17 protein-coding genes are annotated in these 22,709 nt (G+C 70.2%); 3 read left to right on the top strand and 14 right to left on the bottom strand.

What is annotated here, in order from left to right; genetic code table 11:
- Positions 1-21: 21 nt before the first annotated feature.
- Both AC3CBB_RS07415 and aroA read right to left on the bottom strand, forming a co-directional pair.
- The gene (locus tag AC3CBB_RS07415) at positions 22-1,200 is read right to left on the bottom strand and encodes an acyl-CoA dehydrogenase family protein (protein ID WP_199738183.1); all 1,179 of its coding nucleotides are present in this window, start codon (positions 1,198-1,200) and stop codon (positions 22-24) included.
- A complete protein-coding gene (gene aroA / locus AC3CBB_RS07420) occupies positions 1,200-4,334 on the bottom strand; it encodes a 3-phosphoshikimate 1-carboxyvinyltransferase (RefSeq protein WP_488626519.1) in 3,135 nt (1,044 codons plus the stop codon). Before aroA ends, AC3CBB_RS07415 begins: the two co-directional genes overlap by 1 nt.
- Before the next feature lie 233 nt (positions 4,335-4,567).
- On the opposite strand from aroA, the gene AC3CBB_RS07425 reads away from it, so the two are divergent.
- Positions 4,568-5,719, top strand: a complete 1,152-nt coding sequence (locus tag AC3CBB_RS07425) for a glutamate--cysteine ligase (RefSeq protein WP_488626520.1) — start codon at positions 4,568-4,570, stop codon at positions 5,717-5,719.
- 19 nt (positions 5,720-5,738) lie between these two features.
- On the opposite strand, the gene ffh is transcribed toward AC3CBB_RS07425, so the two are convergent.
- Together ffh and ftsY are read right to left on the bottom strand one after the other, a co-directional pair.
- On the bottom strand, positions 5,739-7,301 hold the full coding sequence (ffh, locus tag AC3CBB_RS07430) for a signal recognition particle protein (RefSeq protein ID WP_488626521.1): 1,563 nt from the start codon (positions 7,299-7,301) through the stop codon (positions 5,739-5,741).
- Between the two features lie 23 nt (positions 7,302-7,324).
- Entirely contained in the window at positions 7,325-8,194 is an 870-nt protein-coding gene (gene ftsY / locus AC3CBB_RS07435; protein WP_123504945.1) for a signal recognition particle-docking protein FtsY, read from the bottom strand.
- Between the two features lie 231 nt (positions 8,195-8,425).
- Between ftsY and AC3CBB_RS07440 the strand changes: the two genes are divergently transcribed.
- Positions 8,426-9,424 carry a TerC family protein gene (locus AC3CBB_RS07440; protein ID WP_488626522.1) on the top strand — a complete coding sequence of 333 codons (999 nt, stop codon included), beginning with the start codon at positions 8,426-8,428 and terminating at the stop codon, positions 9,422-9,424.
- A 125-nt stretch (positions 9,425-9,549) separates the two neighbouring features.
- Complete coding sequence (locus AC3CBB_RS07445; protein WP_123504947.1) at positions 9,550-10,128, top strand: histidine phosphatase family protein; 579 nt, start codon at positions 9,550-9,552, stop codon at positions 10,126-10,128.
- Positions 10,129-10,182: 54 nt separating this feature from the next.
- Here the strand turns inward: AC3CBB_RS07445 and AC3CBB_RS07450 are convergent, their stop codons facing one another.
- From AC3CBB_RS07450 to coaD, 10 genes are all read right to left on the bottom strand, one after another.
- Positions 10,183-11,250, bottom strand: a complete 1,068-nt coding sequence (locus tag AC3CBB_RS07450) for a PrsW family glutamic-type intramembrane protease (RefSeq protein WP_488626523.1) — start codon at positions 11,248-11,250, stop codon at positions 10,183-10,185.
- Positions 11,251-11,324: 74 nt separating this feature from the next.
- Entirely contained in the window at positions 11,325-14,861 is a 3,537-nt protein-coding gene (smc, locus tag AC3CBB_RS07455) for a chromosome segregation protein SMC (RefSeq protein WP_488626524.1), read from the bottom strand.
- Between the two features lie 148 nt (positions 14,862-15,009).
- Positions 15,010-15,969, bottom strand: coding sequence for a bifunctional DNA-formamidopyrimidine glycosylase/DNA-(apurinic or apyrimidinic site) lyase (gene mutM, locus AC3CBB_RS07460; protein WP_488626525.1), 960 nt, complete (start codon positions 15,967-15,969; stop codon positions 15,010-15,012).
- Between the two features lie 5 nt (positions 15,970-15,974).
- Positions 15,975-16,700 (bottom strand): ribonuclease III, encoded by a 726-nt coding sequence (gene rnc / locus AC3CBB_RS07465; RefSeq protein WP_488626526.1) that lies wholly within the window; start codon positions 16,698-16,700, stop codon positions 15,975-15,977.
- Positions 16,701-16,740: 40 nt separating this feature from the next.
- Entirely contained in the window at positions 16,741-16,944 is a 204-nt protein-coding gene (rpmF, locus tag AC3CBB_RS07470) for a 50S ribosomal protein L32 (RefSeq protein WP_055958861.1), read from the bottom strand.
- Positions 16,945-17,039: 95 nt separating this feature from the next.
- Positions 17,040-17,579: a YceD family protein gene (locus AC3CBB_RS07475; protein ID WP_488626527.1), complete on the bottom strand. Its 540-nt coding sequence runs from the start codon at positions 17,577-17,579 to the stop codon at positions 17,040-17,042.
- Between the two features lie 11 nt (positions 17,580-17,590).
- Positions 17,591-19,837, bottom strand: coding sequence for a transglutaminase TgpA family protein (locus tag AC3CBB_RS07480; RefSeq protein WP_488626528.1), 2,247 nt, complete (start codon positions 19,835-19,837; stop codon positions 17,591-17,593).
- Complete coding sequence (locus AC3CBB_RS07485; protein ID WP_488626529.1) at positions 19,830-21,098, bottom strand: DUF58 domain-containing protein; 1,269 nt, start codon at positions 21,096-21,098, stop codon at positions 19,830-19,832. Before AC3CBB_RS07485 ends, AC3CBB_RS07480 begins: the two co-directional genes overlap by 8 nt.
- A 2-nt stretch (positions 21,099-21,100) precedes the next feature.
- Positions 21,101-22,120, bottom strand: a complete 1,020-nt coding sequence (locus tag AC3CBB_RS07490; protein WP_488626530.1) for an AAA family ATPase — start codon at positions 22,118-22,120, stop codon at positions 21,101-21,103.
- Positions 22,117-22,668, bottom strand: a complete 552-nt coding sequence (gene coaD, locus AC3CBB_RS07495) for a pantetheine-phosphate adenylyltransferase (protein ID WP_488626531.1) — start codon at positions 22,666-22,668, stop codon at positions 22,117-22,119. Before coaD ends, AC3CBB_RS07490 begins: the two co-directional genes overlap by 4 nt.
- Positions 22,669-22,709 lie beyond the last annotated feature (41 nt).

Consider the following 22,709-nt stretch of genomic DNA (forward strand, 5'->3'; position numbering starts at 1 on the left):
CGTAGGAACTCGGGATGGTGATCAGTACGAGACGGCGCCGGTCACGACGGCGCGCCCCACGATGAGCTTCTGGATCTCGTTGGTGCCCTCCTCGAAGCGCTGCGCGCGAGCGTCGCGGTACACGCGCTCGATCTTGTTGCGCTTCCAGTAGCCCTGCCCGCCGTGGACCTGCAGCGCCTTGTCGGTGACGCGCGCGAGCATGTCGACCGCGACCATCTTCGATGCGCTCGACAGGACTCCGGCGTCGGGACGGCCGTCTTCGTAGGCCTTCGCCGCCTCGATGACGAGGGCGCGGGCGGCGGCGATGTCGGCGTAGTTCTCGGCGAGGTAGAACTGGATCGCCTGGCGGCTCGACAGCTTCTTGCCGAACGTCTCTCGCCGGTCGGCGTACTCGACGGCGAGCTGCTGGGCGCGCTCGGCGAGGCCGACTGCGCTCATCGCCACGGACACGCGGCTGGGCAGGAGGAAGCCGCCGAGGGCGACCTTGAGGCCGTCGCCCTGCTCGCCGAGGAGCGCTCCGGCCGGGACCGGCGTCTCGGTGAAGCGGAGGATCGCGTGGTCGGTGCCGCGGATGCCCATGGTCTCGGAGTCGTCGATGACCTCGGCGCCGGCGAGACCCGTGTTGGGCATGAGGAAGGCGACGAAGCCGTCTTTCTCGGACGACCCCTCGATGCGCGCGGCGATGAGCCAGTAGTCGCATTTCACGCCGAAGGTGATGAGGTGCTTCTCGCCGTTGAGGTACCAGGTGTCGCCCTCGAGGCGGGCCGTGGTGCGAAGATCCTGGCCGGTGCCGGCGGTGGCCTCGGTCAGCGTGAACGCGACGAGCTTGGTGCCGGCGATCGAGGGCTTGACGACCTCCTCCATCTGCTCCGGGGTCGCGAACGGGACCATGGCGCGCCAGGTGCCGTTGATGACGTGGACGAGCATGCGGATCGACGCGTGCGACCGCGACACGATCTCCATCAGCTCGAGGTAGCGCGAGAACGGGATGCCGCGTCCGCCCAGCTCGACCGGCGCCGCGAGGCTGAGGTACCCGCGGTCGCGGAGCTCGGGCAGCAGGCGGTCCGGCACCTGGCCGGTGGCCTCGATCTCGTCGGCGAAGTCCTCGCCCGGCCCCTCCACCCAGGCGGTGATGTCGGCTTTGATCGCCTGGAACTCGGCCTCGTCGAAGGCGGCAGGCGTCGTGATGGTCATGGTCATTAGCTGTTCTCCTTGACGGGCGTTTCCGCGGCGACCAGGTCGGCTGCCCGCTCGCGGAGGATGTTCTTCTGAACCTTGCCGACGGCGTTGCGAGGGATCTCGTCGATGAACTCGAGGCGCTCCGGCCAGTAGTACTTCGAGACGCCGGCGTCGCCGAGGTACTTCTGCATCGTGTCGAACGGGAGTTCCTGCCCCGATCTGGCGGGGACCACGAAGGCGCACGCGCGCTCGCCGAGACGCGGGTCGGGCATGGCCACGATCGCGGCGTCGGACACCATCGGGTGCTGGTACAGCAGATTCTCGATCTCGACGACCGGGATCTTCTCGCCACCGCGGTTGATCACGTCTTTCACGCGGCCGGTGATGTGGAGGAAGCCCTTGTCGTCGATCTTCGCGAGATCGCCGGTGCGGTACCAGCCGTCGGACGTGAAGACGTCGTCGGTGAGGTCGGGGCGGTCGAGGTAGCCGCCGAACATCGTCGGCGAGTGCAGCTCGTAGTTGCCCTCCGAGCCGGTCGGGAGCTCGACGCCCTCGTCGTCGACGATGCGGAGGCGGATGCCGGGCAGCGGCTTGCCGTCGCTCCCCCACGCGTCGGCCGGCGCGTCGAACGGCGTCGACAGCGCGCCCAGGCAGGTCTCGGAGGTTCCGAAGGCGCCGAGCACGCTCGTCTCGAGGACGGTCGTGGCCTTCTCGGCGAGGGCGCGAGGCACTGCGGCGCCGGTCGCCACGAAGATGCGCAGGCTCTCGGGCTGGGCGACCCCGCCCTCGACGGCGGCCACGAGGTCGGTGAGGAACGGCGTGGCGCACTGCACGAAGGAGGCCCTCGACGCGTGGAAGGCCTGGTCGAGGGCGACCTGGGCGTCCCAGACGGGCTGGATGACGCTCGCGACTCCGAGGCGCCAGGAGAGCAGCATGCCGTACAGGAAGCCGGTCTGGTGAGCGAGCGGCGACGGGATGTAGATGCGGTCGCTCTCGTTCAGCCCGAGGTGCGCGACCTCCATCGCGGTCGCGAGGCCCAGAGTGCGGTGCGGGTGCTGCACGCCCTTCGGCTCGCCGGTCGTGCCGGAGGTGAACAGGAGCTGGCAGGTGTCGTCGGGGCTCGGTGCGAGCTGGCGGATGCGGTCGACGTCGGCGGTGACGGCGCCGAGGGCGATGTCGTAGTAGCGCCAGTTCCACTCGGAGGCCTGCACCGCGGCGGCCGCCGCCGCGGGGATGGGCGTGAACTCGCTGCGCCCGCCGCCGTGGCCCCGGAACTCGGAGCGGATCACGACGACGTGCTCGACCGACAGGCGGCGCTTCTGAGCGCGGGCCTCGTCGACGACCTCGAGCAGCTCGATGGCCGGGCGACGACGACGGAACAGATTCGGCAGGAAGACGACGCGGGCCCTGGAGCGGGCCAGGGTCATCGTGGTCTCACGCGGGCCGAAGACCGGCATGATCGGCGTGGCGACGGCGCCGATCTGCACCGTGCCCAGCGTGATCGCGACGAACTCCTTCCAGTTCGGCAGCTGCATCGCGACCGACTCGCCCTTCTCGACGCCCAGCTCGATCAGCAGCTGCGAGACCTTGTCGGCCTCGTCTTGCAGCTCGCGCCAGGTGGTCGTGACCGGGGCGACGCCGCCGACCTCGATCACCGCGGCCTCGTCCGGGTGCGTCTCGGCAAGACGGCGGACCTTCTCGCTGAGCACCAGCGGGTCGGCGTCGACGCCCTGCAGCTCGAGCGGGGCCTCCTGGAGCGCGGCCTCCTCGGTCAGGCTGTCGCGCTCGAAATCGACGTTCTCGCTGGTCTCGAGGCTCTTCGGGTCGCCCATGTCGAGGTCGAGGCCGATCGACGTCATGGCCTCGAGGAAGGTCGGATACGAGATGCGGTAGGCGCGGGGATAGGTGAGGGTCGACGGACCGGCGGCGCGGGTCGCTGCGATCGCCAGCGACATGAGCACGCGGTGGTCGTTGAACGACGAGAGCGGAGCGCCGACGAGCGGCTTGGTCGCCCCAGTGACGCGCAGCTCGTCGTGCGTCTGGTCGGCGGTGCCGCCCAGCGTGTTCAGCTGCAGCATGGCCGAGACGCGGTCGCTCTCCTTGAGGCGGATGTGACCCACGTTGCGGAACGTCGAGGTGCCGTCGGCGAAGGTGGCCATCGTCGACAGGATCGGCAGCAGGTCGGGGATCGGCTGACAGTCGATGTCGATGGCCTTCAGCGGCGAGCCGTCGCTGGTGATCCGCACGAACCCGGTGGCCTCGTCGATCGTGAACGGCACGCCCATCGAGGCGGCGATGTCCAAGAACTCCGACTCGGGGTGGTCGGTCTCGGCCGTGGTCGTCGCGGTAAGACCGCGGAACAGGACGTCGGAGGGGTGGATCGCTGCGGCGGCGATGCCGAAGGCGGCCGAGCCGATGTCGGCGGGGATCGTGTAGTCGTGCGGCGTCGCCGTCTGGTTGCCCCTGATGCGGAAGGTCAGCCAGTCGTCGTCGTGCTCGACCTCCAAGCCCCAGAGCCGCATCATGCGGATGGTCAGGTCGACGTAGGGCTGCTCGTTGAGCGTGCCGCCGGTGACGTGGATGACGGTGTCGTCCTCGGCGAACGGCGCGAGGAGCAGGAGCCCCGAGATCCACTGGCTCAGCGTGCCGGCGATCGAGACCTCGCCGCCGCGGGGGCGCACGGGCTCCACGTGGACCGGCGGGCGGTCCTGGTCGGCCTCGAGCCGCACCCCCATCTGCTGGAGCGAGTCGAGAAGCGCCTTGATCGGGCGGCGCCGGAAGTACTTCATTCCCGTGAGGGTCATCGGCTGGTCGGCGAGCGACGCGAGGCCGACCATGAAGTAGAGCGTCGTGCCCGAGGAGCCCATGTTGAGCAGGCCCTCGGCGCCCTTGGAGCCGTGGTCGACCACGTCGGTGGCCCGGTACGGGCCGCCCTCGACGACGTAGGTGTTGCCCGTGATCGTGATCGTCGTGCCGAGGGCACGCAGCGTGCCGACGGTCCACTCGACCTGGCGGGTGGTCGACACGCCGGTGATGACGCTGCGGCCCGGGGCGAGCGAGGCGAGCACGAGCGCGCGGTGCGCGTGGTACTTCGACACGGGCACCTCGAGTTCCCCTTCGAGACGTGTGGTGGTTCCGCGCACGACCAACTGCATCGCTGTACTCCTTCTGCTGCGTGAGTCGGGACGCGTCGTTGGAGAGAACCTCTACCCAGTGTCGGTCCCAACCCACAACGTTAGACCTTCCACGCGCCAGCAGAGGGTCACCGGCGGCCCTCACCGCACGCGTCGTCGAAAGTCGTTACACACCCTGCAAGATTTGGGCGTGAACTTCGGAGGATGCCCACTTGCCGACGCCGCGCCCGCGCTCCGGCTGGCAGGATTGGCGCATGAATGGACCGCAGCCCATCCCGTTCGCGTCGAGCGAGCTGTCGACGCTGGGCCTCGAGTGGGAGCTGGCGCTGGTCGACTCCGCGACGGGCGAGCTGGCGCCGCACGCTCCGGCGATCCTGCCGTCGCTCGAGTACCTGAACGCCGACGGCGACAGGGTCACCAAGGAGCTCTTGACGAACACGGTCGAGGTGGTCACCGGCGTGCACCACCGCGTCGCCGACGCACTCGCCGACCTGTCGGCCACCATCGACCTCGTGCGCGAGCGGGCCGCGATCCTCGGCGCCGACCTGATGTGCGCCGGGACGCACCCCTACAGCCAGTGGTACCAGCAGCAGATCACCCCCGACAGCGAGCGGTACGAGACCCTCATCGACCGCACGCGCTGGTGGGGACGCCAGATGATGATCTGGGGCGTGCACGCGCACGTCGGGATCGCCGACCAGCGCAAGGTGCTGCCGATCATGAACGCGCTGCTGGCCTACCTGCCGCACTTCCAGGTGCTGACGGCGTCGAGCCCGTTCTGGGCCGGCGACGCGACCGGGTACGCCTCGAACCGGGCGATGATGTTCCAGCAACTGCCGACGGCGGGCCTCCCGCCGCAGTTCGAGACCTGGGCCGAGTACGAGGCGATGGTCGGCGATCTGGTGCACACCGGCGTGATCGACGACAACTCCGAGCTGCGCTGGGACCTCCGCCCCTCGCCGAAGTGGGGGACCCTCGAGATCCGCGTCTTCGACGGCATCTCGACGGTGGCCGAGGTCGGCGCCGTGGCAGCCCTGGCCCAGTGCCTGGTCGACGACTTCGCGGCCCGGCTCGACCGCGGCGAGGAGCTCCCGCGCCTGCAGCCGTGGTTCGTGCGCGAGAACAAGTGGCGCGCGGCCCGCTACGGCATGGAGGCGATCATCATCCAGAACGCCGACGGCGACGAGCGGCTGGTCACCGACGACACCCTCGACGTGCTGGAGCGACTGGCGCCGACGGCCGAGAAGCTCGACTGCGCGCAGGAACTCGCCGGCGTCCGAGCGATCATCGAGAACGGCGCGTCGTACCAGCGCCAGCTCCAGGTCGCCTCCCGGCACGACGGCTCCCTGCGCGAGGTGGTGGCCTCGCTCGTCGCCGAGCTCCGCGACGGCCTGCCGGGCGCCTAGCGCCGCCCGGAGCCCCGGCCTAGCGGCCGAGGAACTTCTGCAGGCTGGCGAGCTCGTCCTGCGTCGGGGCCTTGTCGCCCTTCTTGCCGCCGAGGCCGAAGCCCCCGCCGGTCGGAGCAGCCGGAGCCGCCTTCTCGCCGCTGGCGAGTCGGGCGTTCTCGGCGGCCCGCTTGGCGGGGTTGCCCGCCTTCGAGCCCTTCTTCTTCGCGACCTGCTTGCGGCCGCCGCCGAAGCCGGCGCCGGGGATCGGGCCCATGCCCGGAACCTGCGGCACCCCGCCCTTGGCCACGGTCTTCATCATCTTCGCGGCCTGCTCGAAGCGATTGACGAGCTGGTTCACCTCGGTGACCGTCGATCCGGCACCGCGGGCGATGCGCAGGCGGCGAGACCCGTTGAGCAGCTTGGAGTTGGCCCGCTCGGCCTTGGTCATCGACTGGATGATCGCCTCGGTGCGCACGATCTCGCGCTCGTCGAAGTTGTCGAGCTGCTCCCGCATGCCCTTGGCGCCGGGGAGCATGCTCAGCATGCCCTTGATCGAGCCCATGTTGCGCAGCTGCTGCATCTGCTTGAGGAAGTCGTCGAGCGTGAAGCTGTCGGTGGCGAACTTCTCCGCCATCTCGAGCGCCTCGGCCTCGTCGAAGGCGCCCTGCGCCTGCTCGATGAGGGTGAGGATGTCACCGAGGTCGAGGATCCGCGACGCCATGCGGTCGGGGTGGAACGGCTCGAAGTCGTCGAGGCCCTCGCCGGTCGACGCGAACATGATCGGGCGACCCGTGACGTGGGCGACGCTGAGCGCGGCACCGCCGCGCGCGTCGCCGTCGAGCTTGGTCAGCACGACGCCGGTGAAGTCGACGCCGTCCTGGAACGCCTTCGCCGTGACGACGGCGTCCTGGCCGATCATCGCGTCGATGACGAACAGCACCTCGTCGGGGTCGACGGCCTTCCGGATGTTGGCGGCCTGCTTCATCATGTCGGCGTCGACGCCGAGACGGCCGGCGGTGTCGACGATGACCACGTCGTAGAGCTTGTCGGCGGCGAACCTCACACCGTTCTTCGCGACCTTGACCGGGTCGCCGACGCCGTTGCCGGGCTCGGGGGCGAAGACCGGGACGCCAGCCTGCTCGCCCACGACCTGGAGCTGCGTGACGGCGTTGGGGCGCTGGAGGTCGGAGGCGACGAGGACGGGCGTGTGGCCCTCCTTCTTCAGCCACTTCGCCAGCTTGCCCGCGAGGGTCGTCTTGCCCGCGCCCTGGAGGCCGGCGAGCATGATGACCGTCGGCGGCTTCTTCGCGAACTCGAGGCGTCGCTGCTGGCCGCCGAGGATCTCGACGAGCTCCTCGTTGACGATCTGGACGACCTGCTGCGCCGGGTTCAGCGCCTTGTTGACCTCGTCGCCGAGGGCGCGCTCGCGGATCGCGGCCGTGAACGATTTGACGACGTCGAGCGCGACGTCGGCGTCGAGCAGGGCGCGGCGGATCTCGCGGACGGTCCCGTCGACGTCGGCGGGGCTGAGCTTGCCCTTGCCGCGGAGGTTCTTGAGGGTTTCCGCGAGGCGGTCGGAGAGTGATCCAAAGGTTGCCATTGTGGATCGATCTTAACTCAGACTCAGCCGATGAGGTTCTGGACGAACACGTGGGGCGTGAAACCGGTCAGGTCGTTGATCCCCTCCCCCTGCCCGACGAGCTTGATCGGGATGCCCGTCTGCTCCTGCACCGCCAGCACGAACCCGCCGCGCGCCGAGCCGTCGAGCTTGGTGAGCACGAGCCCGGTCACGCCGGCGTGCTGGATGAACGCCTCGGCCTGCGCCAGGCCGTTCTGCCCGGTCGTCGCGTCGAGCACGAGCAGCACCTCGGCGATCTCGGTCTGCTTCTCGACGACGCGCTTGATCTTGCCGAGCTCGTCCATGAGCCCCGCCTTGGTCTGGAGGCGACCGGCCGTGTCGATGATGACGATCTCGATGCTCTCGCGCATGGCCTTCTCGACCGTCTGGAACGCGACGGACGCGGGATCCTGCCCCTGCTGCTGGGGCTTCACGATCTGCACGCCGGCGCGCTCGGCCCAGGTGCCGAGCTGCTCGACCGCCGCCGCGCGGAAGGTGTCGGCCGCCCCGACCACGACGGTGCGGTCGAAATTGCGCAGGAACTTGGCGAACTTGCCGATCGTGGTGGTCTTGCCGACGCCGTTGACGCCGACCACCAGCACCACCGCCGGGCGGTTCGAGAGCTTCAGCGTGGAGTCGAGCTTCGACAGGCGCTCCTCGAGGTTCTCGCGCAGCATGCGCCGGAGGTCGGCGGGGTCGGTCGTGTTGTACCGGGCCACCTGCTCGCGGAGGTGCTCGGTGATCTGCTCGGTGACGTCGGGGCCGAAGTCGGCGCCGATGAGGGAGGTCTCGAGGTCGTCCCACGTCGTGTCGTCGATCGTCTTGCGACTGAAGACGCCGCGGAGGGCACCGGAGAGGGACCAGGGATTTGCCATGCCTGCAACATTAGCCGGGAGCTTGCGAACGGCTTTCGCCGTCGCGTAGCGTTGTCGTCATTGAAGGGGAGTATTCCCAACGCAGCGGTGTCGTCAATACGTTCCAGAAAGACCTGGTTCCGTACCGCTGGTCCTGGCACTTGTGTAGGGGCGTTAGAGACCTTCAGTGAACAGCCCTGCCATAAAGCGACCGGTGAAACGGCGTGCAGGGCCCAACACTGAAGGAACATCGTGGAAACCTCATTCCTCGTCTGGGCGATCACCATCGCCGGCATCCTCGGCCTCCTGGTCTTCGACTTCTACAGTCACGTCAAGACGCCGCACGAGCCGACCATCAAGGAGTCGGCGTTCTGGTCGGTCGTCTACATCTCGATCGCGATCCTGTTCGGCGTCGGCATCGGCATCTTCGCCGGCTGGGAGCCGGGCGGCGAGTACTTCGCCGGCTGGATCACCGAGAAGGCGCTCAGCGTCGACAACCTGTTCGTCTTCCTGATCATCATGACCGCGTTCGCGGTCCCGCGGATCTACCAGCAGAAGGTGCTGCTCGTCGGCATCGCGATCGCCCTGCTCTCGCGCGGCGTGTTCATCGCGCTGGGCGTCGTCATCATCGAGAACTTCTCGTGGGTCTTCTACCTGTTCGGCATCCTGCTGTTCTGGCTGGCCTGGAGCCAGGTCAAGCCCGGCGAGGAAGACCACTCCGGTGACGCCGACAGCCGCCTGATCCGCACCCTCCGCCGCATCATCCCGACCAGCAAGGACTACGTCGAGGACCGCCTCACCACGAAGGTGGACGGAAAGCGCCTCTTCACCCCGCTCTTCCTGGTCATGGTCGCGATCGGCCTCACCGACGTGCTGTTCGCGCTCGACTCGATCCCCGCGATCTTCGGCCTGACGCAGGACCCGTACATCGTGTTCACCGCGAACGCGTTCTCGCTGCTGGGCCTGCGCCAGCTGTACTTCCTCATCTCGGGCCTGCTCGAGAAGCTCGTCTACCTGGCCCAGGGTCTCGGCGTGATCCTCGCCTTCATCGGCGTGAAGCTCCTCCTGCACGCTCTGCACGTGAACGAAGTACCCTTTATCAATGGCGGTCGGTCCGTCGAATGGGCCCCCGAGATCCCCATCTGGTTCTCGCTCGGGTTCATCCTGCTCACGATCCTCGTCGCTACCGTCCTCAGCCTGCGCAAGTCGGCTGCGGACGCGAAGAAGAAAGACGAGGTCGCTGCGTCCTAGTCGACGCACCCTGAGGGCCGGCCCCGCATCCAGCGTTGGAGTACCAGCGATGGTGTCGAGGGCCGGCCCGGCCCTCGTCCCCCGCGCGCTCCGCGCGCATCGACGAGAAGAAGACTGAAGAAGACATGCGCCTCGAACTGATCCGCCACGGACAGACCGACTGGAACCTCAACGACCAGCTGCAGGGCTCCAGCGACATCCCCCTGAACGAGACGGGTCGCGCCCAGGCGCACGCCGCGGCCGAGCTCCTGGCCCCCTACGACTGGGCCGCCATCGTGTCATCGCCCCTCGGGCGCGCCCGGGAGACCGCGCGGATCATCGCCGGCGACCTCGGCATCGAGCTCGGCGACGCCTACCCGGAGCTGATCGAGCGCGACTACGCCTCGCGCGAGGGCACCATCACCGAGACGAAGATCCCGGACGAGCCCAACGCCGACTTCCCCGACATCGAGCCGCGCGAGTCGGTCGCGCGGCGCGGCCTCGGCGCCCTCGAGGACATCCGCGACACGCGCCTCCCCCTCGACGGCGACGACAGCAACATCGTCGTCGTGTGCCACGGAACGATCATCCGGTTCACCCTGTCGGCGATCCTCGGCTATGAGGTCGGCCACATCCACAACGCCGCGGCGAACACGGTCGAGTGGGCCGACGGCGAGTGGCGCGTGCTGACGGTGAACGGCGAGCCGGTCGGGGTGGCCGCGTAGAGGTCGGCGAGTTCCTGCGCCCTCGATTCTGACGAGTCGGGGGCGCTTCCGCGTCTACGCGCGCGTGTGCGGGGCGGGCGGCGCCCAGGCTGCCGGGACCGCCGACGGGGCCGATACCGGAAGCGGCGGAGCGGTCGGCGGGCCCGCGTGGCGGCCCGGAGGCGGACCGGGCGGCAGGGGCGAGCCGCCGGAGGGCGGCGGCGCGAGCCACCAGACGACGCGGAGGTGGAACGCGTGACGAGCCCGGCGAGCCACCTTGATCCAGACGAGGCCCGTGCCGACGATAACGCCGGGATACACCAGCAGGACGACGACGATCGCCAGGAGGTACTGGGCCGGGCCGGTGACGACCTGGAGGGTGCCGGCGGCGCCGTCCCAGAGGCCGTGGGCGAGCGAGACGCCGAGGTAGGCGACCAGCACGATCGGGCGGAAGCGGAACCTCCCGCCCTTCGACGCTGAGAAGAGGGCCGCTGCGAACAGCGCCGTGTAGAGCGGGTGCAGGAAGGGCGTCAGGATGCCGCGGGTCGGCACGAGCACCAGTGCTGCCAGGATCGGGGTGAGGTGCAGCTGCGCGGGCGGGCTCTGGTAGAAGCTCACGGCGTAGGCGAGGTCTTCGAGCGCGGCGAAGCCGAGGCCGACCGCGCCGCCGAGGAAGAGGCCGTTGCGCATGCTCTTGTCGCGGAGCTTCCACGACACCGCCATGACGGCGAGGATCTTCGCGAGCTCCTCGGAGATGCCGGCGAGCCAGAGGACGGTGAGGCCGGGGTGCGCTCCCCCGCCGGTGGCCTTGTTCAGGAGCGAGTCGAACGAGGATCCGAGGGCGACGGCGATGAGGCCGCCGAGGCCGAAGGCGAGCAGCAGGCGCGGCATCCCGATGGTGTCGCGCGGCACGAAGCGGTACGCCATCGTGTAGATGAACGCGGCCGCGACGGTGACAGAGCCGACCAGGAGGCCGACCGTGATCGCGGCGCCGTTCTCGAGCAGGAGGCCGCCGACCAGGATCAGGAAGAGGAAGAACACGGTGCCGCCCGCGGCGATCCACAGGCCTCCCCAGCGGCCGAGCCACTTCTTCGCCGGGACCTCCGACTGAAGCCAGAGGGGCGGGGGCCAGTTCGCGCGCATCCTCCGAGGCTACGCGGGGCTCGTCGGGCAGGCCTGACCCAGTTCGGGGCTGGGCGCCCTGACCCGGTTCGGGGCTAGGCGGTCTGGGCTTCGGCCTCGGCGCCGCGCTCATGAGGATCGACCACGCGCTGGCCGATCACCGCCGAGACGCCGTCCTGGCGCATCGAGACGCCGTAGAGGGCGTCGGCAATCTCCATCGTGCGCTTCTGGTGCGTGATCACGATGAGCTGCGACGATTCGCGCAGGTCGCGGAAGATGGTGAGCAGACGGCCGAGGTTGGCGTCGTCGAGCGCCGCCTCGACCTCGTCCATGATGTAGAACGGCGACGGGCGCGCCTTGAAGATGGCGATGAGCAGCGCGACCGCGGCAAGCGACCGCTCGCCGCCCGAGAGCAGCGAGAGCCGCTCGATCTTCTTGCCGGCGGGCTTGACCGTGACCTCGATGCCGGTCTCGAGGAGGTTCTCGGGGTCGGTGAGGTGGATCGAGCCGCTGCCGCCCGGGAAGAGGATCGGGAACACCCGGTTGAACGCCTCGCGCGTGTCGTCGAAGGCGCTGCCGAAGATCACCTGCATCTTCTCGTCGATCTCGTCGATGATCGTCAGGAGGTCCTTCCTGGTCGAGGTGAGGTCGGTGAGCTGATCCGTCAGAAACTTGTGGCGCTGCTCGAGAGCGGCGAACTCCTCGAGCGCCAAGGGGTTGACGCGTCCGAGCTGAGCCAGGGTCCGCTCGGCCGCCGCCAGGCGCTTCTTCTGCTCGTCGCGGACGTACGCGACCGGCTCGTCGCCCTCGGTCGTGCCCGGCACCGGCACCTCGGGGCCATACTCGTCGATCAGGACCGACTCCACGAGGCCGAGCTCGGAGCCGGCGCGCTCGAGCAGGCTCGACAGGTGCAGCTTCTTCTCGTAGATCTCCATCTCGAGCCCGTGCACGCTCTCGGTGACAGTGTGGAGGCGGTCACGGAGGGCGCGCTCGTCGCGGCGTAGGGCCGCGAGCTCGTCGTTCTGCCCCGACCGCTCGGCCTCGCGCAGCGCCAGCACCCGACGAGCCTCGGCAACGGAGCGGTCGACGGCGTCGAGCACGGCGGGCAGCGCGTCGAGCACGGCCGTCGTCGCGGCCATCTGACGCTGGCGCACCACCGTCTGGCGGGCGTGCTCCTCGGCGGCGGCCCGCTGCTCTTCGAGCTGGCGCTGCAGCTCGTTCGCGCGTGACACCTCGGCACGGACACGCTCGCGGATGGTCTCGAGCTGGATCCGCTTCTCGATCTCGACGCCGCGCGCGTTCTCGACCTCGGCGAGGACCCCGTCGCGCGCCGAGACGTCGAGGATCGGGCGCGGCCTCGAGCCGTACTCCTCGAGCGCGCTCGTCGCCTGGGCCACGACGCGCTCGGCCTGGTGCACCGCCTCGGCCGACGTCGCAAGCGCCGCCGAGAGACGCTCGGCCTCGGCCTCGGCCGCCTCGAGTCGAGCGCGGAGACGCCCGGCGCGCTGGCCGTGGGCCGCGAGACGGCTCTCGTGCTCGCGAGCGACCGCCTGGGTCTCCTTGGCGGCGGTCCGGGCCTCGGCGAGCTCGCGGCGGGCGTCGTCGAGCTGCGCGGCCGACTTCTCGATCGTCACGCTCACGCCGGTGAGCGCCTCGGCTGCGGCGTCGCGGTCGGCGATGAGCTCCAGTCGCGAGCGTCCTCCTGCCGACCCGCCGCGGACCACGAAGTCGGTGAGCACCTCGCCGGCGCGGGTGATGACGGTCGACGGCGCGTCGCCGCCGAGTGCGAGCACGGCGGCCGCGACTGCGAGGTCGTCGGCGATCACCGTGGTCGCCAGGATCGCCGCGATACCGGCCGGACCGGCCACGACGGAGGTGGCGGCGACCGCGCCGGACGGCAGGTCGAGGTGGAGACCGTGGGTCTCCCGCGACGGCGTCGCGATGACGACCTCGACCCGGCCCAGCTCTTCGTCCGCGACGTGGCGGACGGCCGCCACGGCGTCGTCGAGCGTCTCGGCCAGCACCGCGTCGGCGACCGACCCGAGGGCCGCGGCCACGGCGACCTCGAAGCCGGGCTCGACCTGCACGTGCTCGGCGACCAGACCGGTCACGCCGGGGCGGGCCGCCGCCACGAGAGCGCTGGACGCGTCGTTCTGATCGAGCGCCAGAGACAGGGCGCTGGTGCGGGCGGCGAGGGAGTCGCGCTTGCGCTCCGCGCCGTGGAGGACCTCGCGGAGCTCGTCGACCAGGGATTGCGCGGTGGACACCCGCTCGTCGGCTACGGCCTGGAGCGCGGCATGGTCGACGTCGTCGCCGCTGGCCTCGGGCGACTCCTTCTCGAGAGCGGCGAACTCGGCGCGGGAGGTCTCGCGGCGGGCCTCGGACGCCTCGAGCGCGTTCGACTGGCGGAGCTGCTCGCCGCGCACGGCGGCCAGCTTCGAGCGCGCGACCTCGACGGCCGCACCGAGGCGAGAGACCTCGAGGTCGTGCTCGGACACCAGAGCGCTCTGGGCGGCGATCTCGTCGTCGAGCGAGTCGAGCGAGGCCCGCGTCGTCGCGACATCCGCCGCGGCCCTCGCCACGGCGAGCTCGGCCTCCGCGACACCCGCCTGCAGGTGCTCCGACTCATCGCGCGCGTCGGCGACCATGCCGGCGGACACCGTCGTGGCCACACCCGGAGAGTCGGCCTGCTGGGCGAGCATCGTCAGCTTCTGGTTGGCGAGGCTCGACAGGCTGCGGAGGCGCTCCTGCACCGACTCGAGGCCGAACGCCACCCGGCGGGCCTCGTCGACCGCGTCGCCCACCATCGCCTGCTCGAGGCGCTGCTCGCGGATCTTGTTCTGGTCGAGCTGCTCCTGCAGCACGATGCGCTCGCTCTTGCGCTCGTTCTCGCTCGCCGACTGCGTCGTCAGGACGGTGCGGAGGCCGACGACCTCGTCGGCCAGCAGACGGGCGCGGGCGTCGCGGACGATCGAGGCGATCCCCTGCGCCTCGCGGGCGATCTCGGCCTGGCGACCCAACGGCTTCAGCTGGCGCCGGATCTCGCCGGCGAGGTCGCTCAGACGCGTGAGGTTGGTCTGCATCGCCTCGAGCTTGCGGATCGTCTTCTCTTTGCGGCGACGGTGCTTCAGGATGCCGGCGGCCTCCTCGATGAAGCCGCGGCGCTCCTCGGGGGTGGCGCGCAGCACGGCGTCGAGCTGGCCCTGCCCGACGATGACGTGCATCTCGCGACCCAGGCCGGAGTCGCTCAGGAGTTCCTGCACATCGAGCAGTCGACAGTTGTCGCCGTTGATCGCGTACTCGCTGCCGCCGTTGCGGAAGAGCGTGCGGCTGATCGTCACCTCGGTGTAGTCGATGGGGAGCGCGCCGTCGCTGTTGTCGATGGTCAGGATCACCTGCGCGCGGCCCAACGGCCCGCGGGTGGAGGTGCCGGCGAAGATGACGTCCTCCATCTTGCCGCCGCGGAGGGTCTTGACGCCCTGCTCCCCCATCACCCAGGCGAGGGCATCGACGACGTTGCTCTTGCCCGAGCCGTTCGGCCCCACGACGCAGGTGACCCCGGGCTCGAACGCGAAGGTGGTCGGCTGGGCGAACGACTTGAAGCCCTTGAGGGTGAGGCTCTTGAGGTACACCGGGGCTCCCCTCTGGTCGGCGCCCGCGCGGCCCTGCGCCGTGCGATCCCCCTAGGGTAGCGGCGTGGCGCGGTTCGTCCTGCTTGCTGACCCGCCGCGGCGGCGGGAACCTGCAGCTCCGGCGGGGATTCTCTACCGCCGCCGCGGGCTAGTGCCGCCGGCGCTGACAGCGCGGGCAGAAGTGGCTGCCGCGGTTCATGAAGGAGACGCGTTGGATGGGGGTGCCGCAGCGGGGGCACGGCTTGCCCTGCTGCCCGTAGGCGTTGAGGCTGTGCGAGAAGTAGCCCGACTGCCCGTTGACGTTGACGTACTGGGCGTCGAAGCTCGTGCCTCCCTCGGCGAGGGCCTTGAACAGCACGGCGCGGATCTCGACGAGCAGCAGCTTCGCCTTGCCGCGCGACAGCGACGACGCCGGCTGATCGAAGTGGAGCTTGGCGGCCCACAGCGACTCGTCGGCATAGATGTTGCCGATGCCGGAGACCAGGGTCTGGTCGAGCAGGGCGCGCTTGATCCCCGAGGCGCGGGCGGCGAGCCGCGTGAAGAAGAGGGCCTCGTCGAACGCCGGGTCGAGGGGGTCGCGGGCGATGTGGGCCACCTGGCGCGGGATGACGGAGAGCCAGGGCGGCTCCTGCGCCGGTGACTCCGAGGCGGAGGACCCCAGCAGGGACGCCCCCGCGAACCCGGAAGCCCGCCCGTCGGCGGTCGGGACGAGCTCGTCGAGCGCCATGGAGCCGAAGATCCTCTGGTCGACGAACGCCAGGCGCTGCGGCCCGAGCGACGGGTGATCGAGGTCGAGGCGGATCCGCAGCAGCCGGTCGTCGGGCGCAGAGCGGTCGCGGAGCAGGACCTGCCCGCTCATTCCGAGGTGGGCGACGAGCGCGTGGCTGTCGTCGCCCGCGGCCGACTCGAACGGGAGCCACAGGAACTTGCCGCGCCGCACCGCACCCCGCAGCTCGGCCCCCACGAGCCGTGCGACGAAGTCGTCGGCGGGGCCCTCGTGGCGGCGCAGGCTGCGCGGCTCGAGCACCTCGACGCGCTCGACGACCGCACCCGCGACGGCGGGCTGGAGGCCGGCACGGACGACCTCGACCTCGGGGAGCTCGGGCACGCGGGTCAGATCTGGTCGGGCGCGACCGGCGGGACGCTGAGCTGAGTCCACGCCTCGAGAGCCGCTGCCATCTCGGCCATCTTCTTGCTGCTCCCGGTACCGGCGGCGATCTCGTCTTTGCCGAGGCGAACGATCGCATGGAACCGCTTGTCGTGGTCGGGGCCGGAGTCGGTGATCACGTAGTTGGGCATGCCGCGACCCTGGGCGGAGGCGAGCTCTTGCAGGCTCGTCTTCGGGTCCATCGCGGCGCCGAAGCGGTCGGGGTCGGCCAGCAGCGGGGCGATGAGGCGCATCACGAGGCCGGTCGCGGCGGCGGCCCCGGCGTCGAGGTAGGTGGCGCCGATGATGGCCTCGACGGTGTCGGCAAGGATCGAGTGCTTCTCGCGCCCGCCGGTCATCTCTTCGCCGCGGCCGAGCAGGAGGTACCGGCCGAGGCCGATGTGCGCAGCCACCTCGGCCAGCGCCACCGTCGAGACCAGGCTCGCGCGGCGCTTAGCGAGGTCGCCCTCGTCGAGGTGGGGGTTCTCGCGGAACAGCATCACCGTGACGGCCTGCCCGAGGATCGAGTCGCCGAGGAACTCGAGGCGCTCGTTGTTGCCGATCCCGCCGTGTTCGTACGCGTACGAGCGGTGGGTCAGCGCGAGCTCGAGCAGCTCGGGGGTGACGGCGACGTCGAGGAAGTTAACCAGATCAGCCCGATCAGGCACTGGTGCGTGATCGGGCTGACTCATGGAAGCCAAGCTTAGTCGACTCGAATTGTCTGAGAAGAACTCAGATGTCGGCGACCTTGCGGCCCTTGTACTCCATGTACAGGGCGGTGCCGGCGGAGTCTTCGACAACCTTCGCGCGGTGCGGGAGGCTGTAGACGGTCTTGCCGCCTTCGATGGTCTTCACGAGAGTGGCGGGCGTGGCCTTCCACTGCGAACGGCGGGCGTGCGTGTTGGCGCGCGACTGCTTCCTCTTGGGAACTGCCATGACTGTCTCTTCTCTGTGTTGGTCAGATCTATGTGGATCGGATCTGTGTTGATCGGATGTGGTTCGCCGTGGCACAGGATTGTGCCGGGCGCACGCTATTCGGTGGGCTTGGAGTCCGCGTCAGCGACGAGCTGATTGAGAGCTGACCACCGGGGGTCGAGCACTTCGCGGGGCTGGTAGTCGACCAGGTCTTCTACCCGCTCGCCCGTTTCGGGGTCGAGACCTGGGCAATCAGGCCGGCAAACCGGTTGGAAGGGCAGTGACAGGACCACTGCGTCTCTGACGACTGGTTCAAGATCCACGTGATCGTCTTGAACCCGATAGTCAAAGGCTTCGTCGTCAGAATACGCGAAAAGCTCGGCGAAATCGACCTCGACACTCTTGGTGATCGGTTTCAGGCACCGGCTGCACTCGCCGTCAGCGTCTCCGGACACGTGCCCGGTGACCAGGATGCCGTCGTGCAGGCTCTCGAGACGGAGGCTCAGATCGATCGTCGCCCCTTCGGCGACGGCGATGACGCCCTCGCCGAGCTTGGAGGGCACGGTCACCTCGACATCGGCCTCGCGCATGGAGCCGGGGCTGCGCATGAGGTCGTAGACGGTGACGTCGTACGGGGAGGAAGTGGAATGAGGCACGAAGATCGAGTTTACGCTCCCCGCGCCGTCCTCGGGCGAGCCTCGACGAAGAGACTGATGGGAATCACCGTGGCGCGCACCCGGGCGAGCGGCGCGCTGGTGCGGTGCAGGCCCCGGATAGCCTCGCGGGCGGCGTCCTGCGCCTCAGTTCCGGCGCGCTGATCGGCGAAGCCGAACCGCTCCTCCTCGACGGCGCGCCGCACCGCGTCGACCGCCGCCAGTGCGAGGTCGTCAGGCGCGACGGCCTTCGCGAGGGTGGCAGAGGTCTGCTGCGGGGTCGCCGCCGGATCGACGGGCAGCCCGAGGTCGCGAGCCGTGTCGACGATCTCGCGCCAGGCGGCGAGGGCGGAGTCGGGTGGTCTCTGGGTGAGGCGGCGGCGTCGGCGTGACGTCCGCAGCCACCACGGCAGCATCCCGAGCAGGATCACGATCGCGATGGCTCCGACGGTCAGCGGCACTCCCCCGACGGTCGTGCCGCTGCCGGCCGACTGCGCGTCGGCAGAGCTCGTCGAGGTCGCCGTGGCGGCATTGCTCGCGGCCGTGCTGGTGGGCGTGGCCTCGGCCGAGGCGGTGTCGCTGGGCTCGGTCGTCGCCGATGCGGACGCCGACGGGCTGGTGTCGGTGCCCGTCTGCGTCAGGTAGCTGGCGGTCGTGCCCTGGCCGACCGTCGGCTCGAAGGGGATCCAGCCGAGGCCTTGGAAGTACAGCTCGGGCCAGGTGTGCAGATCGTTGCTCGTGACGGTCCAGTCGTCGCTGCCGCCGACCTGCGTGCCGGGCAGGAAGCCGACCGCGATGCGCGACGGGATGCCGAGGGTGCGCGCCATGACGGCCATCGCCGAGGCGAAGTGCACGCAGTAGCCGCTCTTGCGCTGCAGGAACGTCTCGACCATGTCGAGGCCCGACCCGTCGTAGCCCTCGCGCACCGGCGTGTCTTCGGAGTACGTGAAGTCGCCGTTGCGGAAGTAGTCCTGCAGGGCGACGGCGGCATCGAACTTGTTCGCCGCGCCCGAGGTCTCGCGCTTCGCCAGGCGGGTGATGGACGCAGGAACTCCGTCGACGTCGAGGTACTTCGACATGTCGGCGGACTGCTCGCCGAGCGCGTCGATGATCTGCTGCGTCGTCGGGTCGACCGGCTTGGACGTCACCGAGTAGTCGAGGCCCTGGGAGCCCTGCGTCGCGCTGCGGATGGTGACGCCCGACTCGTTCACGTACTTCCAGGCGTCGCCGATCCCGCTGATCTTGGTGGCCGGTACGGGGATCGGCAGATACGGGCTGCGGAGCAGAGTGACCGAGACGTCGGTGTCGACGGTGTCTCTCGTCGTGCCCGCCGAGACGCCGGAGGGAGCCGGGAGCTTGTCGACGCTGTCGGCGGAGTCGAGCGTCACATCCGAGGGACTCCAGCGGGTGCCCGAGAAGTCCACGAGGTCGACGAGCTTGAGGTACTGCCCAGTCGAGGCCGACGTGCTGTAGGTGAGGACGGTGACCGGGTCGCCGCGCCGGAGGTCCTTGCCGAGGTTGATGACCGGGTTGACACCCGTCGAGATGCCTGTCCCGGTGCCGATGCCGGTCAGCGGCGACGCCAGCGACGCCGGGAGGAGAGCGGTGACGATGCCCGCGACCACGATGCCTGCGAGACCGGTGACGAAGCTGGCCTTCGACGGCCTCCGGCCGGTCGAGATCAGCAGGATCGCGATGTAGCCGAGGACGGTCGCGACGACCCACACCCACGCCGGGTCGATGTTCGGGATCAGCGCCGGGACGAGGATGACGACGGCGAACACGACGCCGGTCAGCCCCGGGATGCGGCTCACCCGCGCTAGCACGTCGAGCAGCACGGACGCCGCGGCGACCGACACCACGATCACGGCGAGCAGAGCGTCGCCGACGACCACGGGCGCCTGGTCGCTGACGATGGCGTCCTCCGCCTGCTGAACGAGCAGCCGGATGCGGTCCACGGTGTCGCTGGTCGGGATGATGCCGGCGATCGCCGTGCCGCCCTGGACGATCACCGTCGACGCGACGAGCCCCACGACCAGGCCGGCCAGCGAGGCGACCGCCGACGGCCAGTGGGCCGCGCGGGCGGCAGCCGACGCGGCGAAGACGAGGCCCGACACCACTGCCGGGACGAACCACCAGGAGGAGCCCTGGAAGAGCGGGTGCAGGCTCGCCAGCGACGTGAGAAGGGTCAGCCAGAGCACGAGGGTCAGCCCCCAGCGAGCATTCCCGGGCGCGAACCGGTCGGGCGCGCGCTCAGCCACCGAGCACCCCCGGTGCATGCAGGACGGCCTCGCGGTCGCCCGCCGAGTCGGTCTCGACGACCCGCCAGCCGGTCTGGCGGAGGGTCGCGGCCACGTGGCGCGGCGCATCGCGGTCGGTGTCGTCGGGCGTCAGCGGGTCGCCGTCGAGATGAACGACGATCGCCACTCCCCCGACGCCGGGGCCGCGCGCGTGGCCGAGGCGCACCAGGTCGCCGGGCGTGAGGCTCGAGACGATGGCGATGACGGGCTCGCGCGGTGCGGCGTCCGGGCTGCGGTCATCGACCGGGTCGTCGAGGGCGATGTCGGCGAGGCGCTCCAAGAAGAGCGGCGTCGTGGAGGGGTCGTGGACGCCCACCGTGCTGCCCTCGAGCGACACGACGCGGGTCTGCGAGCCGGCCATGCCGTACTCGAGCGCGAGCGATGCCGTCAGAGACACCGCCCACTCGAAGCCGTCGCTGACCGGATCGCCCGAGCCGAGGGCCGGATGCCAGTCGCGCCAGTTCTCCTTGGCGACGGGCAGGACGACGCGGACGCTGGGAAGCGCGTGCTGCTCCTCTTGCCGCACCATGAGCTCGCCCTGCCGGGCGGTCGCGCGCCAGTGCACGCGGCGCATGGGGTCGCCGCGGCGGTACTCGCGTGTGATGGGATCGTCCTGCCCGCCGGCGAGGCTGTGGTCGCGGCGCTGGCGCGCCCCCTCGCCGAGGGCACCCGACTCGCGGCCGCCACCGGTGCCGACGATCTCGGGGAGCACGACCAGCTCGCCGCGGCCGACGATCTCGACGTGGCGCCGAGCAAGGCCGAACGACTCGATGACGTCGATGCGGGCAGGACCGACGCGGTGCCGGCCTCGGGGCAGGTCGTCGTGCTCGAACGTCAGGCGGACCACCCGACCGGGCTCGATCTCGGCCAGCATCGCCTCGTCGGCGTGCATGCTGCGCCACGGAACGCTCTCGCGCACCCGCAGCGCCACGTGCCCGGTCGACGACGGCGACGACACGCTCAGCGTCTCGACGACCGACCAGCCGGCGACGGCCCGGTCGGGCGAGAAGCGGCGAGCGATGACGAGCTCGGGCATCGTGATCCCGACGGAGACCAGAGCGGCGACGACCACGGCGATGAGGGCGACGCCCGCGAAGACGAGCGGCATGGAGCTCAGCAGATAGCCGACGACGGCTACTGCCAGGCCCGCGACGGCCGCGCCGAGGCCGCGCGGGGTCGGCCTCGGCCAGCCCCTCGCTCGCTCGGCGAGTGCGCGCCGCACGCTCAGACGGCGGGCTCGTCGAGCGGCACGGGCGTCGTGCGCACCACCTGCTCGACGATGTCGTAGGCGGCCGACACCGCGCCGGCGCCGGAGCGGCCGGCGAGGATCAGCCGGTGGCCGAGCACTGGCCCGCTCAGGGCGTCGACGTCGTCGGGGATGACGAAGCGGCGGCCGTTGAGCGCGGCCCACGCCTTGGCGGCGCGCATGAGCTGCAGGGTGGCACGCGGGCTCGCCCCGAGGCGGAGGTCGGGGTGCACGCGCGTGGCCTGCACGATGTCGACGGTGTAGCGCTCGACAGTGCGGGCGGCGTACACGCGGCGCACGGCGGCGATCATCCGGCGCAGCTGCGCGAGCGTGACGAGGGGCCGGAGCGCGTCGAGGGGGCTCGCCGTCTCGCGCTGGCTGAGCATGCGCAGCTCGCTGGTGGCGTCGGGGTAGCCGAGCGAGATCCGGGCCATGAAGCGGTCGCGCTGGGCCTCGGGGAGCGAGTACGTCCCCTCCATCTCGACCGGGTTCTGAGTCGCGACCACGAGGAACGGGTCGGGCAGCGGGTGCGAGAAGCCGTCGACGGTCACCTGGCGCTCCTCGAGGCTCTCGAGGAGGGCGGACTGCGTCTTGGGCGAGGCCCGGTTGATCTCGTCGCCGATGACGATGTTGGCGAAGACCGGGCCGGGCTTGAACTCGAACGCGTTGGCCTGGCGGTCGAAGATCGAGACGCCGGTGATGTCGCTCGGCAGCAGATCGGGCGTGAACTGGATGCGGCTGACCGACGCGTCGACGGCCTTGGCGAGGGCGCGTGCGAGCTGGGTCTTGCCCACACCCGGAACGTCTTCGATCAGGAGGTGGCCCTCGGCGAGCATGACGGTCAGGGCGGTCGAGATCGCGCCGGCCTTGCCGTCGATGACGGTGCCGACTGCCTCGAGGATGGTGCGCGCGAGGTACTGCACCTCGTCGAGCTCCATCGGGGCCTCGCCGCCGGATGAGAGGGAGGGGTTCTGGGCGTTCTGCGTCGTCGTCGTCATGCTGATCCGTTGTTCGGAGCCGAGGGGAGCTCGGGCGGGGTCGTGCCGGCTGCGGCGGGCGCGCCGGGCCCGGTCGCGAGGTAGGCGGCCACGTCGGCGGGGACGTAGGGCGAGATGTCGCCGCCCAGCGCGGCCACCTGACGCACGAGCGACGACGACACGAGCGCGTGCGCCGGGTCGGGAAGCAGGAACACCGTCTCGACGCCGGCGAGGCTGCGGTTCATGATCGCCATCGGCGTCTCGTAGGCGACGTCGACCTGCGAGCGGATGCCCTTGACCAGCACCTTCGCTCCGACGCGCACGCAGTAGTCGACGAGCAGCCCCTCGCTCCAGCTGGTGATCGTCACCGTGTCGGGCGCGCCTGCGGCAGCGACCGCATCGCTGATGAGCTCGACGCGCTTCTCGATGGGGATCAAGGCCGCCTTGTCGGGGTTGTGCACGACCAGGACGTGGAGCTCGTCGAACAGGCCCGCGGCCCGGACGATCACGTCGAGGTGCCCGAGCGTCACCGGATCGAAGGACCCCGGGACGACGGCAATCGTGCTCATTCGGCCACCCTAGTAGTCGAAGGCGACACCTGGCTGAACAC

It is taken from the genome of Frondihabitans sp. OV104 (assembly GCF_057787745.1).